The 17,296-nt window shown below is 70.2% G+C and carries 20 protein-coding genes and 1 tRNA gene; 10 read left to right on the top strand and 11 right to left on the bottom strand.

From position 1 onward, the window contains the following. Window positions 1-150: 150 nt before the first annotated feature. Window positions 151-224, bottom strand: a tRNA-Arg gene (locus tag ABZS69_RS54905). 54 nt (window positions 225-278) lie between these two features. Then, window positions 279-1,013: a permease gene (locus ABZS69_RS54900; RefSeq protein WP_355389247.1), complete on the bottom strand. Its 735-nt coding sequence runs from the start codon at window positions 1,011-1,013 to the stop codon at window positions 279-281. Between the two features lie 90 nt (window positions 1,014-1,103). Between ABZS69_RS54900 and ABZS69_RS54895 the strand changes: the two genes are divergently transcribed. Together ABZS69_RS54895 and ABZS69_RS54890 are read left to right on the top strand one after the other, a co-directional pair. Beyond that, the gene (locus tag ABZS69_RS54895; protein ID WP_355389245.1) at window positions 1,104-1,886 is read left to right on the top strand and encodes a phosphotransferase; all 783 of its coding nucleotides are present in this window, start codon (window positions 1,104-1,106) and stop codon (window positions 1,884-1,886) included. After that, on the top strand, window positions 1,870-2,796 hold the full coding sequence (locus tag ABZS69_RS54890) for a cobalamin biosynthesis protein (protein WP_355389243.1): 927 nt from the start codon (window positions 1,870-1,872) through the stop codon (window positions 2,794-2,796). The genes ABZS69_RS54895 and ABZS69_RS54890 overlap by 17 nt, the downstream gene beginning before the upstream one ends. A gap of 57 nt (window positions 2,797-2,853) precedes the next feature. Here ABZS69_RS54890 and ABZS69_RS54885 read toward each other — a convergent pair whose 3' ends face one another. Together ABZS69_RS54885 and ABZS69_RS54880 are read right to left on the bottom strand one after the other, a co-directional pair. Continuing rightward, on the bottom strand, window positions 2,854-3,087 hold the full coding sequence (locus ABZS69_RS54885) for a hypothetical protein (RefSeq protein ID WP_355389242.1): 234 nt from the start codon (window positions 3,085-3,087) through the stop codon (window positions 2,854-2,856). Between the two features lie 392 nt (window positions 3,088-3,479). After that, window positions 3,480-3,635, bottom strand: coding sequence for a hypothetical protein (locus ABZS69_RS54880; protein ID WP_355389240.1), 156 nt, complete (start codon window positions 3,633-3,635; stop codon window positions 3,480-3,482). A 181-nt stretch (window positions 3,636-3,816) separates the two neighbouring features. Between ABZS69_RS54880 and ABZS69_RS54875 the strand changes: the two genes are divergently transcribed. The 4 genes from ABZS69_RS54875 to ABZS69_RS54860 all read left to right on the top strand — a co-directional run bounded on the left by ABZS69_RS54875 (window position 3,817) and on the right by ABZS69_RS54860 (window position 6,874). Next, window positions 3,817-4,920 (top strand): zinc metalloprotease, encoded by a 1,104-nt coding sequence (locus ABZS69_RS54875; RefSeq protein ID WP_355389238.1) that lies wholly within the window; start codon window positions 3,817-3,819, stop codon window positions 4,918-4,920. A gap of 11 nt (window positions 4,921-4,931) precedes the next feature. Continuing rightward, entirely contained in the window at window positions 4,932-5,249 is a 318-nt protein-coding gene (locus ABZS69_RS54870) for a hypothetical protein (RefSeq protein ID WP_355389236.1), read from the top strand. A 104-nt stretch (window positions 5,250-5,353) separates the two neighbouring features. Continuing rightward, window positions 5,354-6,535 carry a M28 family metallopeptidase gene (locus tag ABZS69_RS54865; protein ID WP_355389235.1) on the top strand — a complete coding sequence of 394 codons (1,182 nt, stop codon included), beginning with the start codon at window positions 5,354-5,356 and terminating at the stop codon, window positions 6,533-6,535. Window positions 6,536-6,541: 6 nt separating this feature from the next. After that, window positions 6,542-6,874 carry a DUF4326 domain-containing protein gene (locus ABZS69_RS54860; protein WP_355389233.1) on the top strand — a complete coding sequence of 111 codons (333 nt, stop codon included), beginning with the start codon at window positions 6,542-6,544 and terminating at the stop codon, window positions 6,872-6,874. Between the two features lie 29 nt (window positions 6,875-6,903). Here ABZS69_RS54860 and ABZS69_RS54855 read toward each other — a convergent pair whose 3' ends face one another. Continuing rightward, window positions 6,904-7,521, bottom strand: coding sequence for a hypothetical protein (locus ABZS69_RS54855; protein WP_355389263.1), 618 nt, complete (start codon window positions 7,519-7,521; stop codon window positions 6,904-6,906). A gap of 20 nt (window positions 7,522-7,541) precedes the next feature. On the opposite strand from ABZS69_RS54855, the gene ABZS69_RS54850 reads away from it, so the two are divergent. Then, the gene (locus tag ABZS69_RS54850; protein ID WP_355389265.1) at window positions 7,542-7,721 is read left to right on the top strand and encodes a hypothetical protein; all 180 of its coding nucleotides are present in this window, start codon (window positions 7,542-7,544) and stop codon (window positions 7,719-7,721) included. 52 nt (window positions 7,722-7,773) lie between these two features. Here ABZS69_RS54850 and ABZS69_RS54845 read toward each other — a convergent pair whose 3' ends face one another. Continuing rightward, complete coding sequence (locus tag ABZS69_RS54845; RefSeq protein WP_355389231.1) at window positions 7,774-9,333, bottom strand: ABC transporter substrate-binding protein; 1,560 nt, start codon at window positions 9,331-9,333, stop codon at window positions 7,774-7,776. Window positions 9,334-9,568: 235 nt separating this feature from the next. Here ABZS69_RS54845 and ABZS69_RS54840 point away from each other — a divergent pair, with 235 nt between their 5' ends. Both ABZS69_RS54840 and ABZS69_RS54835 read left to right on the top strand, forming a co-directional pair. Further along, window positions 9,569-11,392, top strand: a complete 1,824-nt coding sequence (locus ABZS69_RS54840; protein WP_355389229.1) for a nitrate- and nitrite sensing domain-containing protein — start codon at window positions 9,569-9,571, stop codon at window positions 11,390-11,392. Next, window positions 11,385-11,741 (top strand): DUF742 domain-containing protein, encoded by a 357-nt coding sequence (locus ABZS69_RS54835; RefSeq protein ID WP_185067699.1) that lies wholly within the window; start codon window positions 11,385-11,387, stop codon window positions 11,739-11,741. Before ABZS69_RS54840 ends, ABZS69_RS54835 begins: the two co-directional genes overlap by 8 nt. Here ABZS69_RS54835 and ABZS69_RS54830 read toward each other — a convergent pair. Then, the gene (locus tag ABZS69_RS54830; protein ID WP_355389227.1) at window positions 11,719-13,125 is read right to left on the bottom strand and encodes an MFS transporter; all 1,407 of its coding nucleotides are present in this window, start codon (window positions 13,123-13,125) and stop codon (window positions 11,719-11,721) included. The two genes, ABZS69_RS54835 and ABZS69_RS54830, sit on opposite strands and share 23 nt — an antisense overlap. A gap of 74 nt (window positions 13,126-13,199) precedes the next feature. Here ABZS69_RS54830 and ABZS69_RS54825 point away from each other — a divergent pair, with 74 nt between their 5' ends. After that, the gene (locus tag ABZS69_RS54825; protein WP_355389225.1) at window positions 13,200-13,661 is read left to right on the top strand and encodes a MarR family transcriptional regulator; all 462 of its coding nucleotides are present in this window, start codon (window positions 13,200-13,202) and stop codon (window positions 13,659-13,661) included. Here the strand turns inward: ABZS69_RS54825 and ABZS69_RS54820 are convergent. Genes ABZS69_RS54820 through ABZS69_RS54805 form a run of 4 tightly spaced genes read right to left on the bottom strand, consistent with a single transcriptional unit; the run spans window position 13,651 to window position 17,295 of the window. Next, window positions 13,651-14,520: an ABC transporter ATP-binding protein gene (locus ABZS69_RS54820; RefSeq protein ID WP_355389261.1), complete on the bottom strand. Its 870-nt coding sequence runs from the start codon at window positions 14,518-14,520 to the stop codon at window positions 13,651-13,653. The genes ABZS69_RS54825 and ABZS69_RS54820 overlap by 11 nt on opposite strands. Window positions 14,521-14,522: 2 nt before the next feature. Continuing rightward, the gene (locus ABZS69_RS54815) at window positions 14,523-15,431 is read right to left on the bottom strand and encodes an ABC transporter ATP-binding protein (RefSeq protein WP_355389223.1); all 909 of its coding nucleotides are present in this window, start codon (window positions 15,429-15,431) and stop codon (window positions 14,523-14,525) included. Further along, window positions 15,428-16,282, bottom strand: a complete 855-nt coding sequence (locus ABZS69_RS54810; RefSeq protein ID WP_355389221.1) for an ABC transporter permease — start codon at window positions 16,280-16,282, stop codon at window positions 15,428-15,430. Before ABZS69_RS54810 ends, ABZS69_RS54815 begins: the two co-directional genes overlap by 4 nt. Further along, entirely contained in the window at window positions 16,279-17,295 is a 1,017-nt protein-coding gene (locus tag ABZS69_RS54805; protein WP_355389219.1) for an ABC transporter permease, read from the bottom strand. The genes ABZS69_RS54810 and ABZS69_RS54805 overlap by 4 nt, the downstream gene beginning before the upstream one ends. Window position 17,296: the final 1 nt, after the last annotated feature.

The raw sequence follows: 17,296 nt of genomic DNA, 5'->3' as shown, positions 1-17,296 counted from the left end.
CTGCTCTTCCCGCAGCAGTCGGAGACGGTGAGTGGATCATGGTGTGTGCGGGGTTGGTGCGCGCGAGCACGCACGGAGCACGCAACCGCTAGACGAAAATTCTAGAACGCATCCGATCCCGCAAAACCGCAGGTCAGGACATGATCAAAGCGCGCCCTGTAGGATTCGAACCTACGACCTACGGATTAGAAGTCCGGTGCTCTATCCAGCTGAGCTAAGGGCGCTCCCGCCTTATTGTGCATGATCCGGCGACATGTCACGCACACGTTTTCGTCGTGTCAGCCTGTCAGCCCGATCACACCCCACATGAACAGCGTCCCCAAGACCGTAGCCGCAAGGGTCCAGCCGGTGGATCGGCGGGGTGTGTGGGCCTCTGGGAGGATATCGGAGGTGGCCAGGTAGAGGAGGAAGCCGGCGAAAAGGCCCAGGTAGGCGCTCAGGACGCCGGCTGGGATGGTGATAAGGGAGGTCAGGGTGGCGCCGGTCAGGGGGGCCAGGGCGTCCAGGAGGAGGAGGGTGAGGGCGCGGCGGCGGGCGTTGCCGTAGAGGGATGTGACCGTGTACGTGTTGAAGCCGTCCGTGAAGTCGTGAGCGATCACTCCTGTCGCCACAGCCGCCGCCAGGGAGGCGTCCGTCTGGTACGCGGCGCCGATGGCGGCTCCGTCCAGGAGGCTGTGGACGACCAGGGCGGCGCCGGCGGCGAGGCCGACGCCGGCGTGGGCGTGGCGGTGGGTGGCGTAGTCGGTCTCGTGGGCGTCGTGCATGGCCATCGAACGTTCGGCGATGTGGATGGACAGGAACGCCAGGGCGAACATCAGCATCGGCAGCGGCACGCCGAACACCCGCAGCCCGTCGTGGGCCAGGGCCTCCGGGAGGAGGTCGAAGGAGACCACGCCGAGCATCACGCCCGCGGCGGCGCCGAGGACCAGGTGGCGGCGGGGACCGACGCGGGCGGCGACCAGACCGCCCAGGAGGGTCACGAGGAACGCCGCCAGAGCGAGCAGGATCGGCATGGGAGTCCACGTTAGAGGGCCGGGCCGCGTCACACGAGCTGCGAAAAAGGCCGGGCGGGGGTAGGGCAAAAGGGTCTAAGCTCTCGTGGCATGGTCGCGACGCTCCTGCATGAGATTCCACTGCAGGGCGGGGACGTGACTGACGGGGTGGTACGGGTCGGTGACACCGTGCGTAGACCGGCCAGTACGTCGACACCCGCCGTGCACGCGCTGCTCCGGCACCTCGAGGCCCGCGGGTTCGAGGGGGCGCCGCGGGTGGTGGGGATGGACGGGCTCGGGCGCGAGATCCTCACGTACGTGCCGGGCACGACCGGGTTGCGGCTCGAGAGCGTGAGCGATGACGCGCTGGCCGGGCTTGCGGTGTTGCTCCGGGAATATCATGACGCGACCGTCGGGTTCCCGCTGTCCCTGAAGGGCTGGGAAGGCGGGTCAAATGACGACAAAGCGCCAGAAGTCATCGGACACTGCGATTTAACGCCAGAAAACGTGATATTTCGCGATGGCAGGCCCCGCGCGCTGATCGACTTCGATCTGGCCCGACCCACCACGCGCCTCTTCGACATCGTCACCACGCTGCGTCACTGGGCCCCCATCGCCGACCCCGTCGACCGGCCGCCGCTCCTCCGCAACCTCGACGTGGGCGAGCGGCTGAGGCTGTTCTGCGACGCGTACGAGGTGCCGCCCCGCGACCGCCGCCGCCTCCTCGACCTGTCCAGGATCCGCTTCCACCGCTCCTACGAAGTCATGCGAACCCGCGCCTCGGCGGGCGGCAACTGGGCGAAGATGTGGGCGGGCGGCGCCGGCGAACGCATCCGCCGCGCGGCGGCCTGGCTCGACACACACGAAGACGAGCTCCATGCCCACCTGGTGTGACCCGCTGGGGCTCGCCCTCGGGGTGGCCCTCGACCGGCTGATCGCCGACCCGCAGAGCGCCGCTCATCCGGTCGCCGTGTTCGGGCGTGTCGCCGCGAGCGTGGAGAAATCCCTGTACGCGGACAAGAAGGCGCATGGAGTGGCACATGTCGCCATCTGTGTCGGGGGCGCGGCCGCGCTCGGTGTTCTCGCACAGCGGATCCCCCACGCGCGTACCGTCGTCACGGCCGTCGCCACCTGGGCGGTGCTCGGCGGCACCACGCTCGCCCGCGAGGGCGAGTACATGGCGGACGCCCTCGAACGCGGCGAACTGGAACGCGCCAGGGCCCGGCTCCCCCACCTCTGCGGCCGCGACCCCTCCCACCTCGAGGCCAAGGAACTCGCCAGGGCCACGGTCGAGTCGCTGGCCGAGAACACCTCCGACGCCGTCGTGGCGCCGCTCCTCTGGGGCGCGGTGGCGGGCGTGCCGGGGCTGCTGGCGTACCGGGCGATCAACACGCTGGACGCCATGGTCGGCCACCGCTCCCCGCGCTACGAGCGGTTCGGCTGGGCGGCGGCCAGGCTCGACGACGTGGCGAACTACGTACCGGCCCGGGTGACGGGGCTGCTCACGGTCCTGACCGGGCCGGACCCCGGGCGTGCCCTGGCGGTGCTCAGGCGGGACGGCCACCGCCACCCCAGCCCGAACGCCGGCAGGTGCGAGGCCGCGTTCGCCGGGGCGCTCGGCGTCACCCTGGGCGGCACGAACGTCTACCAGGGCAGAACCGAGCACCGCCCGACCATGGGCGACGGGCCCGAGCCTGACGTCAAGGACATCCGCCGCGCGGTACGCCTCACGCGCGCCGTCAGCCTGGCCGCCGCCGGAGCGGCCGTGCTGACGGCTTGGGCCCTACGGAATCGCCGCAAATAGGTCGTCTGGGTCGCCGGGAGGATTGCGAACGGCCGCGCAATTGCTATTGATTGCTTTTCACATTACGCGGTTGAGATTGAGCACCAGCCAGACCACGAATATCGCGAGGACGGTGATCCCGAGCATCGACCTCGCGGCGTTGTTCGCGACTACCTTCCTGGCTGTGACCTGCTTGGCGCTCTGCTTCCAGACCTGACGCATGATGATCATCGTCTGGAAGCGGCGACCGAGGGCGAACACGGCGAGCGCGATGATGATGAATAGAATGACGCGACCGTCTGCAGGTTCCACGGAGATCCCCCCTGTGGGCCGTGAAGCTACTTAATCCCCCGAGACATTTGAGAAAACAGGATACTCGGACGGGCGCGGTTTGTAATTAGAATTATGGGCCGTCCGTGATCCGGCCGGCCTCCTGGAGGCGGGGCCCGGGCGGGGTGGTTCGGCTGGGCGCGCGTCGCCTGCGTGCCGTCCGCACTTCGGGCTTCCACCCTTTACGCTCACGGCGGCCGGCCCCACCCTCCGCACATGGCCAGGCTCTGTCCAGGGAGACGGTTACGAGGTGTGCGGGGCCGGGCGCCGTTACGCCGCCCTCTGGGCCGACGGCCGGGAAACCTCGTGACCGGTCGAACCCGGAAGAAGCCGGGCGGTCATGCGTCGAGCCGCCCGGTGGGACGGGAGCCGGGTCAACTGCTGGTCCAGATGCGCCCACCGAGGAGCTTGCGAAGCTGCGGCGCCTTGAACTGGACGATGGTCCTGGCGGTCTTGGGCGGGTCATGCTCCCACAACGCCTCGATCCGCCGGCCGACGGCACGTACGGGCCGGGGCGCGGGGCGGGGCAACGGGCGAGGCGAGGGGCGGGGCGGATGCGTGGATCCGAGCCGGAAGCTATGCACTCCTTTGGGCTTCCGACCGGGCGGTTCGCGGTACGAGTGCATCAGCGTCCGACCGGCCGGGTGGCGGCACGCCCTGCACCGCGATCCGGCACGAGCGGCCTGCCTCGCTTCACTCCTGGGGGAAATCATGATGGACGAGTCAGAATTTTCCGAACCGCTCACGCGAGACCTGTGCGGCACGATGCCCGTACACCGCCGGTTGCTCAACGAGAGCATGTCCTACCGCGCGCGGCGAGCGTCCATCGAGAACCAGGCGACGCAGTACAGGCTCGGCAACCGCATGGTCAGCCGCACCGGCGTGATCAGCATCCCCGTCGTCGTGCACGTCGTCCACAACCCGGCCCGCCCCGAGCAGAACCTCGGCGCCGACCAGATCCACAGCCAGATCGAGATCCTCAACCAGGACTACCGGGCCACCAACCCCGACGTGACGCAGGTGCCGCCGGTCTGGAAGTCGCTGGTGGCGGACACGATGATCGAGTTCCACCTCGCGACCCGTGGCCCGAACGGGGAGCCGACGGACGGGATCGTCCGCGTGGAGACCCAGCGGATGGGCTTCACCCACGACGACCTGGTGAAGGCGAGCGCCACCGGCGGAGCCGACCCTTGGCCCAGCGACCAGTACCTCAACATGTGGGTGTGCCAACTGACGGGTGGGCTGCTCGGCTACGCGCAGTTCCCCGGCGGGCCGCCGGACACGGACGGCGTCGTCATCCGCCACTCCGCCTTCGGGAGCACGGGCACCGCGACGCCGCCCTTCCACCTGGGCCGGACCGCGACGCACGAGATCGGCCACTGGCTGAACCTCTTCCACATCTGGGGGGACGACGGCGAGGGGTGCAGCGGTGACGACAAGGTGGCCGACACCCCGAACCAGGCCGGCAACAACACCGGAATGCCGACCTTTCCCCATATTTCATGCAACAACGGCCCCAACGGCGACATGTTCGTGAACTACATGGACTACACCGACGACCCCGGCATGATGATGTTCACGAGCGGCCAGTCGCTGCGGATGAACGCCTGCATGGAGGGCCCGCGGGCGTCCTTCCTGGTCCCGCAGTTGGCCGGCCGGGCGGAGGAGCGCGTCCCCGTGGGCGTCACCTCCCCCGGTGAGACGCGGCTCACCGGGAACGGGTCGCAGCGCGACCTGGAGCAGCTGCTCCGAGAGGTGCTGAAGGACACCCGCGCCGCGCTGAACGTGGTGGCCGGCGACCGGCACGTCCGGTGAGCGTCATCACGATGAACGAGGAAGCGCCGAACGTCGTCGGAGCCTGGACGCACTCCTTCGAGGAGGACACCGACGCGGTGGCGGTGTACCGTCCGGACGAGTACCCGTTCAAGCCGTCGCGGCAGCCGCGGCGCGGGATGGAGTTCCGCTCCGACGGGACCTTCGTCGAGTGGCTCCCCGGGCCGGACGACCGGCCCAGGAAGATCATCGGCCACTGGGAGCGCCAGAGCGCCGACCGAATCCGGATCACCTTTCCCGGGGGTTCGGGCCGGCCGTTCGTCCTGACCGTCGTGTCCCGCGAGGACGACCAGCTCGCCTTCGCGAAATGAGCCCCCGCAAATGAGCCCGCGCGAAACGAGCCTCCGCGAACGAGCCGTCGCGAAACGAGTGCTCAGGAAATGAGTCGTCGCGAAACGAGCCCTGGAGGACACCGGTGAAGTACGGCAAGGTCGCGGCCGGGGAAGTGCCCGGCCTCGAATGGGCCCGGCTGGGCGACACCCTGCTGTGCTGGACCGAGGACGACGACCGCTGGCCCGCCGGGCTAGCCCTGGAGGAGCCGGCCGCGCAGGCCCCCGGCCTGTATCTGGTGACCCAGGTGGGCCGGCTGTTCCAGCGCGCGCATCCCGACATTCCCGTCCTGGTCGACAAGGGCCGCTACCTCGTGGTCGGGCCGGACCCGGAGCGGGCCGGGGCCGTGCCGTCGCGCGAGGACGTCTGCTACCGGATGCGCCCGCTGACCGGCGGGACCACGGTGTACCGGACCGTGACCCCGGCCCGCCGCGCGCCGGACCCCGCCGTCCGGGACCTGGTGAAGCTGGTGGACGAGGACGCCTACCGGGCCAACCTCCAGGCGCTGGTGGCCCTCGGCACCCGCCACTCGCTGAGCCCCGCGTTCAGGACCGCCGCGGAGCAGGCCCGGGACCTGCTGCACGGGCTCGGGTACGCCACCTCGCTCGTGCCCATCACCGTCGGCTCGGGGTCCAGCCTCAACGTCGTCGCGGAGCGGGCGGGAGAGGGCGCGGAGCCGCGGGGCCGCGTCCTGGTCACGGCCCACATCGACTCGGTCAACGCCGTGGACGGCCCGGCAGCGTCGGCGCCCGGCGCCGACGACAACGGCAGCGGGGCCGCGGGCCTGCTGGAGCTGGCCCGCGTCTTCTCCGGCAGGCGGACCGGGCACGACCTGTGCCTCATCCTCTTCGGCGGGGAGGAGCAGGGCCTCTTCGGCAGCCGCCAGTACGTCAAGGCGCTGGCGCGGGCCGACCGAGACCGCATCCGCGCGGTCATCAACATGGACATGATCGGAACGCTCAACACGCCCGCGCCCACCGTGCTCCTGGAAGGCTCGGAGACCTCACGAGCACTCATCGACGACCTGGCCGCCGCCGCGGCCACCTACACCTCGCTCGCCGTCCAGACCTCGCTCCACCCGTTCGCCAGCGACCACGTCCCGTTCATCGACGCGTCGATCCCGGCCGTGCTGACCATCGAGGGGGCCGACCGGGGCAACGGGAACGTGCACACGGCGAACGACACCCTCGCGCACATCGACTACGGCCTGGCGCTGGAGATCGTGCGCATGAACGTGGCGGCCGCGGCCGCCCTCGCGGAGGTCTGAACGGGCATGCCACGCCGCGTCAAAGTCGAGGGGGACCGGTTCCACGGCCGCGTCCCCGAGGGCGCCGAGTACGTGGGGCGCGAGTTCCCCGGTCATCGGCGCAGCCCGTTCGCCAACCCGCACAGCCTGTCGGAGAAGGGCTGCCGGGTCTGCGGCGGCCGGGTTCACCAGCGGTCCCAGGTGATCGAGCTCTACCTCGCCCATCTCCGCGAGCACCCTGAGCTCGTCGAGCGGGCCCGCCGCGAGCTGCGCGGGAAGGACCTGGCCTGCTGGTGCGACCCCGACCAGGAATGCCACGCGGACGCGCTACTGGCCGTCGCCGCCGGCACAGAGCCGTAACCCAAGGGCCGCAGCCCAAGGGCCGCAGGTCACGGCCGTTCGACGCCCACGGTGATCTCGTTGCCGAGCCGGCGCCCCATCAGCAGCTCCAGGTCGTCACCGCTCCAGAACTTGCCCGGGTCGTACCAGTTGGGCCGGCGACCGCTCGGCAACAAACCCATCTCCTCGTACGTGACCGCCACCACCTCGGCGCAGTACGCGCTCTCCAGCGTCTCCTCCCGGCGGCGCCGCCGGGGCACCCGCCCCCTGGCCCAGCGGGCGGCCAGCCGGGCGGTGGAGGGGAACGGGGTGCCGTCGAGCCGGGCCACCGTGCGCAGGGCCGCGTCCTCCATCTCGGGCGTGGCCTCCGGCTCCAGCTGGCGCAGCCAGGGCCGCTGGCCGTAGCGGCCGACCCATGTGGTCACCGCCTCGCGCAGGTCGTGCAGCTGCACCCCGCGATGGTGCGTGCCCGACCACAGGTCGAGCAGCGACTTGCCCAGCTCGGCGTGCCACATCATCGGCGGCAGGTCCTCGGTCACGATCGCCATGCCCACGTGGTTGACCGGGCTGTTGGTCATCGTCTGGATGGCGCGGTCGGGCACCGAGCGGCCACGGAAGATCCAAAGATCGCCGGTCCTCGTCACAGCAACGGCCTCATCGAGAGTCAGCACACCGCTAGCCTAGGCACATGCGCATGCGCTGGTGGAAGATGCTCGGTCTGGCGGGAATCATGGGCGTGGCGGCCACGGGAGTGGTGATCGCGCGCGCCGAGCGCCGCCGCCGGGCCTACACGCCCGAAGAGATCAGGGTCCGGCTGCGCGAACGCATCGAGGGCGCGCCGCCGCCTGGAGGAGCGGCGGGAGCGTAGCGACCGGAGCGGGGGAAGGCTGCGGCATCCAGGGCGAACGCGTCCAGAGCAGTCAGCCGGAGGGCCGCAGGTCGTAGACGAAGACCACGTCCGGGTAGGCCGGGTTGTCGGTGTAGCCCTGCACCCCGCCCTGGTAGGCCCGCTGATAGTTGACCACCCACGGCACCGCCACGGCCGCCCGCTGGTCGAGCACCCGCTTCGTGGCCTGTTCGTACTGCCGCTGCGCCGCCTGCCTGTCGGTCACGGTCAGCTCGGGAACGGTGTCGAGCATCGCGTCGAGGCCCTGGTCGCGCAGGTAGGTCAGGTTGAACACGGGCGGGTTCCCGCTGTGGAAGACGTTGCCGAAGTAGGAGTAGCCGTCGGCGTAGTCGGGCCACCAATACATGACGAAGATGTCCTGGCCGCGCTTCTTGCCCAGCTCCCACTGGGCGGTCCACGGCATCGGCCGGGCGTCGATCGTCACGTTGAGCGGCTTGAGCGCGGCGGTGAGCTTCACAGCCAGCAGGTGCCAGTCGGTGTCGCCCTCCCCGTACGTCATCCGCAGCCGCAGCGGCCGGCCGCCGGGCCCGTACCCCGCCCTGTTCAGCAGCTGCGCCGCGCCTGCCAGGTCCTGCCGGGGGACGCGCTTGGGCACGTATCCCATGAGCCCTTCGGGGATGATGCCGCTGGCCGGTGAGACGGCCCCCTTCAGGTCCTTGATCAGGCCCTGGTAGTCGACGGCCTTCTGCACCGCGCGGCGCACGCGCACGTCCTTCATGGGGCCGTTCGCGGTGTTGAACAGCAGCATCGCCGTCTGGAACGAGGGCCGATCGGAGGTGCGCACGCCGGGCGCGGTCGAGGCGGTGGCGAACAGGCGGGGGTTCAGCCGCGCCACGAAGCTCACCTCACCGCGCTGCAGCATTCGCCAGGCCCGGTCGGGATCGGGCACGACGCGGAACTTCACCGTGTTGTAGTGCGGCCGGCCCCACCCACCCCAGTACTTGTCGTACGCGCTGAGCGTGAGCTCCTCCTCCTTGCCCTTCTGCCACTTCGTCGCCGTGTACGGCCCCGACCCGGCGTCCCGGCCCGAGGCGAAGAACTTGCCGAGGTCGGGCGCCGCCTGCGTGTCGTAGATGTAGGCCGCGTACGTGGAGGAGGCCACCAGGTCCAGCGGAACGGGGTACTTCAGCGCGAACGTCACCGTGGTGGGCCCGTCGACCCTGATGGACGAGACGGCGTCCCAGATGTAGGAGGCGCCCGCCTTGGCGCTCATGGTGCGCTCGATCGACGACTTGACGGCCGCGGCGTCCAGGACCCTGCCGGTGTGGAAGGTCACCCCGGAACGGAGGTTGAACGTCCACGTCCGGCCGTCGGGCGACGAGCGCCACGACGTGGCCAGCCGGGGGCTGGACTTCTTGGTGACCGGGTTCCAGAAGGTGAGCGTCTCGTACATGTTCTGGAAAGCGACGATCTCGTTGGAATAGGACCTGGAGGGGTCCCACTCGGTCACGATGTCCAGGTTCTCGACATAGACGAACGGGGACTGCCCCGACGGGGCCTGCGGGGACTCCGGAGGCGGCGAGCAGGCCGCGAGGAGCATCAGCGCGGCGGCCGCTGCGAGACGACGGCGCAACGCATCTCCCTCTGTCGGCGATGTACTCGGGAAACCTACTCCAAGATCGATGGGACCAACGCCCAGGTGTCCAAAAGTCCCGAAAAATTGGGCATTTTGATGATCCAATTGCTATCCTCTGAGCTTGTCCCGTCCGGGGTTGCCAGCAGGGGACCGACCGGAGTGAGGTGCGATGGGTCGTAGCCGAACGATCCGCATGAAGATCATCGGACTACTACTGGTACCACTGACCTCCATGGTGGTCTTGTGGGGGGTCATCACCGCCGTCACCGCCACCGAAAGCTTGGAGCTGCGTCAATACAAGACACTCTGGACGAACCTCCGTCTTCCCGCGTACAAACTGATCAGCGAGATCCAGCGTGAACGTCTAGTCTCAGCCAGGCTCCTGCGTAACACGGGGGAAAAGTCCACCGTGGCCGCGCAGCGCACCCGCACCGACGCCGCCAGTGACGCGTTCAGGCAGCTCTCCAGCAAATCCAAGAACCGATCGGAAGAGATCCGCACACAGGTGGACGCGGTGTATACGCAGCTCGACAGGCTCGATGCGATCCGAGGAGAGATCGACACGGGCCTGTCCGACCGTCTGCACACCGTGGAGGCGTACAGCGCGATCAACGACACGCTCTTCGGCCTGCACAAGCGGGTCGCGCTGATCGACGACATCCCGATCTACGAGCAGTCGCGCATCGTCATCGACCTCGGGTACGCCAGGGAGCTGCTGACCAGAGAGCAGGCCGTCGCGTTCGGATCGGCCCAGCCGGCCGAGCGCAGGCTGTTCACCGAGCTCGTCGGCAACCGGCGCTTCCTGGTCGACCAGTCGCTCAACGAGCTCGACCCGAACCTGCGCGACACGCAGGTGGCGCTGATCTCCTCCCCCGCCTATCAGCGGATGCGGATCATGGAGGACCAGATCATCGCCGGGCAGGCGCCGCGGAGCTGGCTCACCCTCACCGAGGGGCTGTCCAACTCGTTCCAGGACTCCCTGATGCAGGCCAGCTCGGTGCTGAACACGCGGACCGAGCCGATCGCCGACCAGGTGCTGAGCAGGGCGCTCCTGCTGGCGGGGACGGCGCTGGGGCTGGTGGTCGTGTCGATCGCGTTCTCGCTGCGCATGGGCAACCGGCTGTCGAAGGAGCTGGGCGCGCTCCGGCTGGCCGCGCTGGAGGTGGCCCAGGAACGGCTCCCCCACGTGGTCGCCAAGCTCCGCAAGGGCGAGAAGGTCGAGATGCCGGAGCTGTCCGTGGCGAGCACCACGGTCGAGATCGACGACGTGGGCCAGGCGTTCTCCACCGTCCAGCAGACGGCCGTCGAGGCCGCCGTCGGCCAGGCGCAGCTCAGCGAGGGCGTCGGGCACGTGTTCCGCAACCTGGCCAGGCGCAGCCAGACGCTGCTGCACCGCCAGCGCATCCAGTTGCAGGACATGCAGCACCGGGCCACCGACCCCGACGCGCTGGACGACCTGTTCAAGCTCGACCACCTGACCACCCGGATGCGCCGCCACGCCGAGGGCCTGATCATCCTGTCGGGCGCCACCCCCGGCCGCGGCTGGAGCCGGCCGGTGCCGCTGCTCGACGTGGCCCGCGGTGCGTCGGCCGAGGTCGAGGACTACCAGCGGGTCACCGTCGAGCCGATGTCCGGCCAGCGTCTGGCCGGACCCGTGGTCGGCGACGTGATCCACCTGATCGCCGAGCTCATCGAGAACGCCACCGTCTACTCGCCGAAGCACACCCCGGTCATCGTGCGCGGCGAGGTGGCGGCCCGCGGCTTCGTCTTCGAGGTCGAGGACCGCGGGCTCGGGATGAGCGCAGAGGAGCTGGCCGAACTCAACGAGCGGCTGGCCAGCCCACCGGAGTTCGACCTGGCCGACAGCGACCGGCTCGGCCTTTTCGTCGTCTCCCGCCTGGCCGCCAGGCACGACATCCGCGTGACGTTACGCGGTTCACCATATGGAGGGACCACCGCGATCGTGTTGATCCCGGAAGAGCACGTGGCCGAGGCAGAACCGGAGGCTCACGTGAAGGAACCCGCTCGACCCATGCGGGTGGTGCGAAGTGAGTGACGAACGCTGGCTGGACGAGGACGCGGGTCCTATCGTCCCGGCCTACCTGCTGACCAGGGGCCGTACGGTCCCCGCGAGCGAGGCCATCGACCTCATCGCGGTGATCATCACGGCCGGCGGCCTGGCGCCGCCCATGGGCCTGGGCCCCGAGCATCTGATCATCATGCAGAAGTGCACCAAGCCGACCCGGCTCGTGGACGTCGCCGCCGAGCTGAACCTGCCCATCGGCGTGGTCCGAGTGCTGGTCGGCGACCTGCACGCGCAGCAGCTCGTGCAGGTCGAGCACCCGCCACCCGCGCCCGACGCGAAGGTGCTGCTCGAGGTGATCAGCGGGCTGAAGGCGCTGTGACCATCCTGCGGTTGAGCCGTCCGTACACGGCCGCGAAGATCGCGGCCGTGATCCCGGCCAGGGCGGCCGCCCCGAAGACCCACTGGTAGCCGCCCACGCCCTGATGGGCGGCCAGGATGGCGGCGATGGCCGCGCCGGCCGTGCTGCCGCCCACGATGCGTACGAGCGCGTTGACGCCTGCCGCGAGGGCCGTCTTGGCCGGGTCCACGTGCTCCACGGCCATGGTGCCCAGCGCCGCGTAGCCGACGCCGAGGCCGATGCCCATCAGTGAGGTCGCGACGTACAGGTGGGCCGGGCTGCTGTGCGCGACCACCAGCCACAGCCCCGCCAGCCCCGTGACCGCCGAGCCCGCCGCCACCATGGACGAGGCGTGGAAGCGGCGCATGATCCGGCCCGCGAACAGCGAGATGACCAGCATGAAGAGCGTGCTCGGCAGCAGGAAGAAGCCCACCTGGAGGGTGGAGGCGCCGAAGCCGTAACCGGTCTCCACCGGTACCTGGGCGAAACTGGACGTGCCCGTCATGAGGGTGAAGAACGAGAACCCGAGCAGCATCGAGGCCACCGTCGCGCCGATCGTGCCCCGGTGGACCAGCATCCCCATCTCCACCAGCGGTTCGGCCACCCGGCGCTCGACCGCGACCCAGAGCGCCGCCAGCACCGCCGCGGCGGCGAACAGGCCGAGCACGCCCGGCGAGGTCCAGCCCCACGAGCCGCCCTCGCTGATGCCCAGCAGGAGCGCGACCAGCCAGGCGGCCAGCAGCGCGGCACCGGCCAGGTCGGGACGGCCCTTGACCGCGGGAGCGGTGTCCCGTACGAGGATGGCCACGATCACGGCGGCCACCAGCGAGATGCCGCCGGTGATCCAGAAGACCAGGTGGAAGTCACCGGACGCGAGCCCGGCCAGGATCATCCCGCCGCCGCTCCCGAACCCCATGGTCGCGCTGATCACCCCGATGCCGGTCGCGAGCTGCTCCCTGGGCAGCACGTCGCGTGCCACCCCGATCGACAACGGCACCAGCGCGGCCACGGCTCCCTGCAGCACCCTCGCCACCATCAACCAGGTCAGCGAGGTCGCCAGCGCGGCCATGACCGAGCCGACCACCAGGAGGGCCAGGGCGCCGAGGATCATGGGGCGCCTGCCGTACATGTCGCCGAAGCGGGACAACAACGGCGTGGCCACGGCCGCGACCAGGAGGCTCAGCGTGAGCGTCCAGGACACGGCGGAGAGCGAGGCGTGCAGCTCCCGCTGCAGCACGGGAAGCAACGGGACCACGGCGGTGTTCTGAAGAGCGGCGATGGAGGCCGCGAAAGCCAGCGCGACCACCCCGGGCCACGGGCTCTTGGTGGACGTCGTACGTGCCGCGGATGCGACGACTGTCGCCATGTCGGCTCCTTTAGCTAACTTAGGTAACTAACAGGCACAGATAATACATACGTAAGTTAGGTAAGCAAATCGGTATGGACGAAGATCTCAACAGGACGGTGTCGGCGTTCCGCTCATTGGTGACCGCGCTGAACCGCGCCAAGACGCACGACCGCCTGACCGAGGCCGCCGGCGTCCGGCTCGACCGCCCCGACGTGAAGATCCTCGTCCACCTGCTGGACGCGGGCGAGCCGCGCAGGATCGGCGCGATCGCCGAAGGGCTGCAGGTGGAGAGCCCTCACGTGACGAGGCACGTCGCCTCGCTGGAGCAGCGCAAGCTGGTCGAGCGGGTACGCGACCCCGACGACGGCAGGGCCTGGCGCATCGCGCTCACCGAGGAGGGGGCCGAGGTGGCCGGCAAGTGCCGCCGGGTGACCACCGGATGGTTCGAGGGCGCGCTCGCGGACTGGTCGGCGCAGGACCGGGCGGAGCTGTCCAGGCTGATGGACAAGCTCTCGGTCGACCTCTGCGCCCACCTCAAGGCCCTTATGGACTGAGCAGCACGTCCTCGGCCCGGTGGCAGGCGACGCGGCGGCCCTCCAGGTCCCTGAGCTCCGGCGCCTGCTCGCACTGAGGCGCGGCCAGCGGGCAGCGCAGCCGGAACGGGCATCCGGTCGGGGCGGGCACGGCCTCGGTCCGGCCCCTGGCCTCGGGCGGGGCGCCGCCCAGCTTCGGCACGGCGTCGCGCAGGGCCCGCGTGTAGGGGTGGGCCGGGTTCGCGAGCAGCTCGGCCGTCGGCCCCGACTCCACGACGCGGCCCGCGAAGAGCACGTGCGAGGTGCGGCACAGCCGGTCCACGACGGCGAGGTTGTGGGTGATGAGCAGGCGCTCGGTGTCCAGGGAGGCCAGGAGGTCGAGGATCCTGGCCTGGACGGTGACGTCGAGCGCGCTGGTGGGCTCGTCCAGGATGAGCAGGCGCGGTCCCACCGCCAGGGCTCTGGCGATCACCACGCGCTGGCGCTGGCCGCCGGAGAGCTGGTGGGGCCGGCGGGTGGCCACGCCGGGGTCCAGGCCGACCTGTTCGAGCAGGTCCTTGACCCGGTCTCGCGCGCCGCGCGGCAGGGCCTCGGCGACGGAGGTGCCGACGCGCATCCTGGGGTCGAGGGCCTCGGCCTGGAACACGGGCTGGACGTCCTTACGGAACTTCCGCATGTCCGCTTTTTTCAGCGTTTGGTCGCCGTACCAGATATTTCCGGACATGGGGGCGAGGAGGCCCAGGAAGGCGCGCGCCAGGGTCGTCTTGCCCGAGCCGCTCTCCCCTATCAGGCCGACGCCGCCCTCGGTGATGTCCAGGGTCACCTCGTGCACGACCGGGGTGCGGCCGTACCCGAGGGTCACCCGCTCGGCCCTGAGCATGGTCACGGCAGCGCCTCCAGCAGCTCGCGCGTGTACGGATGGGACGGCTCGGCCAGCACCCGCGCGGCCGGCCCCGACTCCACCACCGCGCCGTCCTTCATGACCAGCACCCGGTCGGCGATCGTCGAGACCAGGGCCAGGTCGTGGGAGACGAGCAGGAGCGCCAGCCCCCGCTCCTCGCGCAGCCTGCGCAGGACGCCGACCACCTCGGCCTGCACGGTCACGTCCAGCGCGCTCGTGGGCTCGTCGGCGAGGATCACCTCGGCGCCCAGGGCGATGGCCAGCGCGATGGCGAAGCGCTGGGCCTGGCCGCCGGAGATCTCGTGGGGGTAGCGGCGCAGGATCTCGCGGTCGAGCATGACCGCTTCCACGGCCTCCGCCATGATCTCCTCCAGCCGTCCCTTCCCTGCCGCGGGTCCTGAAGGGGTGCTGTCCTTCGGGGAAGGTCGGCGTGAGTCCGCGGGTCCCGAAGGGGTGCTGGACCGGCGCGAGTCCGCGGGTCCTGGGGAGGTGCCGTCCTCCTGAGGAGCCGAGGACGGGGCGGGCTGCGGGCGTGGAGCCGGGGGCCTGCCGACGCCGTGGAGCTTGAGGGCGCGGCGCATGAGGACGCCGAGGCGGGTGGCCGGGCTGAGCGCGGCCTGCGGGGTCTGCATCACGAGCGCCACCCTGGCGCCCCTGATCCGGCGGAGCTCGCGCGGCGACGCCTTGAGCACGTCCAGGCCGCACACCCGTACATCGCCTGAAATATCGGCATCCGGGGTGAGGCCCAGCAGGGACATCAGCGTGGTCGACTTGCCCGAGCCGCTCTCCCCCACGATCGCCACGCACTCGCCCTCGCGGACGTCCAGCTCCGGCACGTCGGCCACGACGCGCCCGCCGTAGCGCACCCGGAGGTCGCGCACCTCGATCATCTGACCGCCCTTCGCGGGTCGAGCGCGTTGCGCAGCCCCTCACCCAGGACGTTGAACGCGAAGGCCGTCACCAGGATCGCCAGGCCGGGGAACGTGACCACCCACCAGTTCGTGGTGAAGAGCGTCTGCCCCTGCTGCACCATCAGCCCCCATTCCGCCGTCGGCTCCTGCGCGCCCAGCCCCAGGTACGACAGCGCCGCCGAGGTCAGGATCACGCCGCCGGCGTCGAGCGAGAGCTGGACCAGGACCGGCGTGAGCGAGTTCGGGAGCACGTGCCTGAGCACGATCAGCGGCGCGGGCACGCCGAGGCACCGCGCGGCGTCCACGTAGCCCCGGGTGGCGATCGAGGCCGCCACGGACGCGGCCAGCCGGGTGTACCAGGGCCACCAGGTCACGGCGATGGCCAGGATGACCGTGTTCACGCTGGGCTGGAGCACCACGGCGAGGGCCAGGGAGAGCAGCAGCGCGGGGAAGGCCAGGAAGACGTCCGTGATCCGCATGATCACGTCCCTGATCCAGCCGCCCGCGTACCCGGCGACCACGCCGAGCGTGACCCCGACCAACGCCGACACGGCCAGCACGGCCACGGCGATGAACAGGGAGGTGCGGCCGCCGTACAGGACTCTGGTGAGCACGTCCCGGCCGGCCTGGTCGGTCCCGAACCAGTGCGCGGCGCTCGGCGGCTGCAGGTTGTCCACCGGATTCACCTGGTCCACCGGGTACGGCGCGAGCCACGGCGCCAGGATCGCGGCCAGGACGACCAGCACGATGAGCAGCGCGCCGAACGCGGCGAACCGGTCGGGGATCCTGGGCAGGAAGCTGCGCCGCAGCGGCGCCTCGACGCTCGTCATCGGGTCCTCGTTCGCGGGTCGACGAAGCCCTGGAGGAGGTCCACGACCAGGTTGGCCAGCACGTACACCAGGGCCACCAGGAGCGTGACGCCCGCGATGGCCGGGGTGTCCAGCGACTTGATCGACTCGGCGGCGTAGCGGCCCAGGCCCGGCCAGTTGAAGACCGCCTCGACGAGGAAGCCGTTGACGATCGCGTACGCGAAGACCAGGGCGATCAGCGACAGGACCGGGTTCAGGGCGGGCCGCAGGGCGAACCTGGTCAGGATGGACGTCTCGCCGAACCCGAGCGCGCGCTCCAGCGTGGTGTGGTCCTGGCCGGACTCCTCGATGAGCGCCGCCCTGGTCATCTGGGCGATCACGCCCGTGGGGTAGGCGGCCACGACCAGCGCGGGCAGCACCAGGTGCTGGAGCGTGCTGGTGAAGATGGGCCAGTTCCCGGTGATGAGGGCGTCGACGATCGTGATGTTCGTCCAGAGGGTGAGCGGGCTGGTGGTGTCGAGCGAGGAGTCGTACTCGCCCGCGATCGGGAACCAGCCGAGGTTGCTGGCGAAGACCGTCTGGAGGGCCAGGGCCAGCCAGAAGACCGGTACGGAGACGGCCAGCATGCTGCCGAACCGCACCCCCAGATCCGGAAATTTCGTCTTATAGCGGGCGGCGAGCACTCCGACCGGAATGCCCACGACGACCGCGATGAGCAGGGCCGTGCCGACCAGCTCCAGCGAGGCGGGGAAGGCCACGTAGAGGTCGTCGAGCACCGGTTGCCGGGTGCGCAGGCTGACGCCCCAGTCGCCGGTGAGCAGGTCGCGCACGTAGTTCAGGAGCTGAACCGGGATCGAATCGTCGAGCCCGAACTGCCTGCGCGCCGCGGCGAGCTCCTCGGGCGTGGCCTTCGGCCCGGCGAACGCGACCGCCGGATCCCCCGGCACCAGCCGCATCACGACGAACGTGAGCACGACCACGCCGGACACGACCAGGAGGGCCTGGCCGAGCCGGCGGGTCAGATAACGCAACATC

This window comes from Nonomuraea sp. NPDC005650 (assembly GCF_040605375.1).
Classification (GTDB): Bacteria; Actinomycetota; Actinomycetes; order Streptosporangiales; family Streptosporangiaceae; genus Nonomuraea.
The sequence above is the reverse complement of the archived record's forward strand: the minus strand, read 5'-3'. Positions and strand labels throughout refer to the sequence as shown.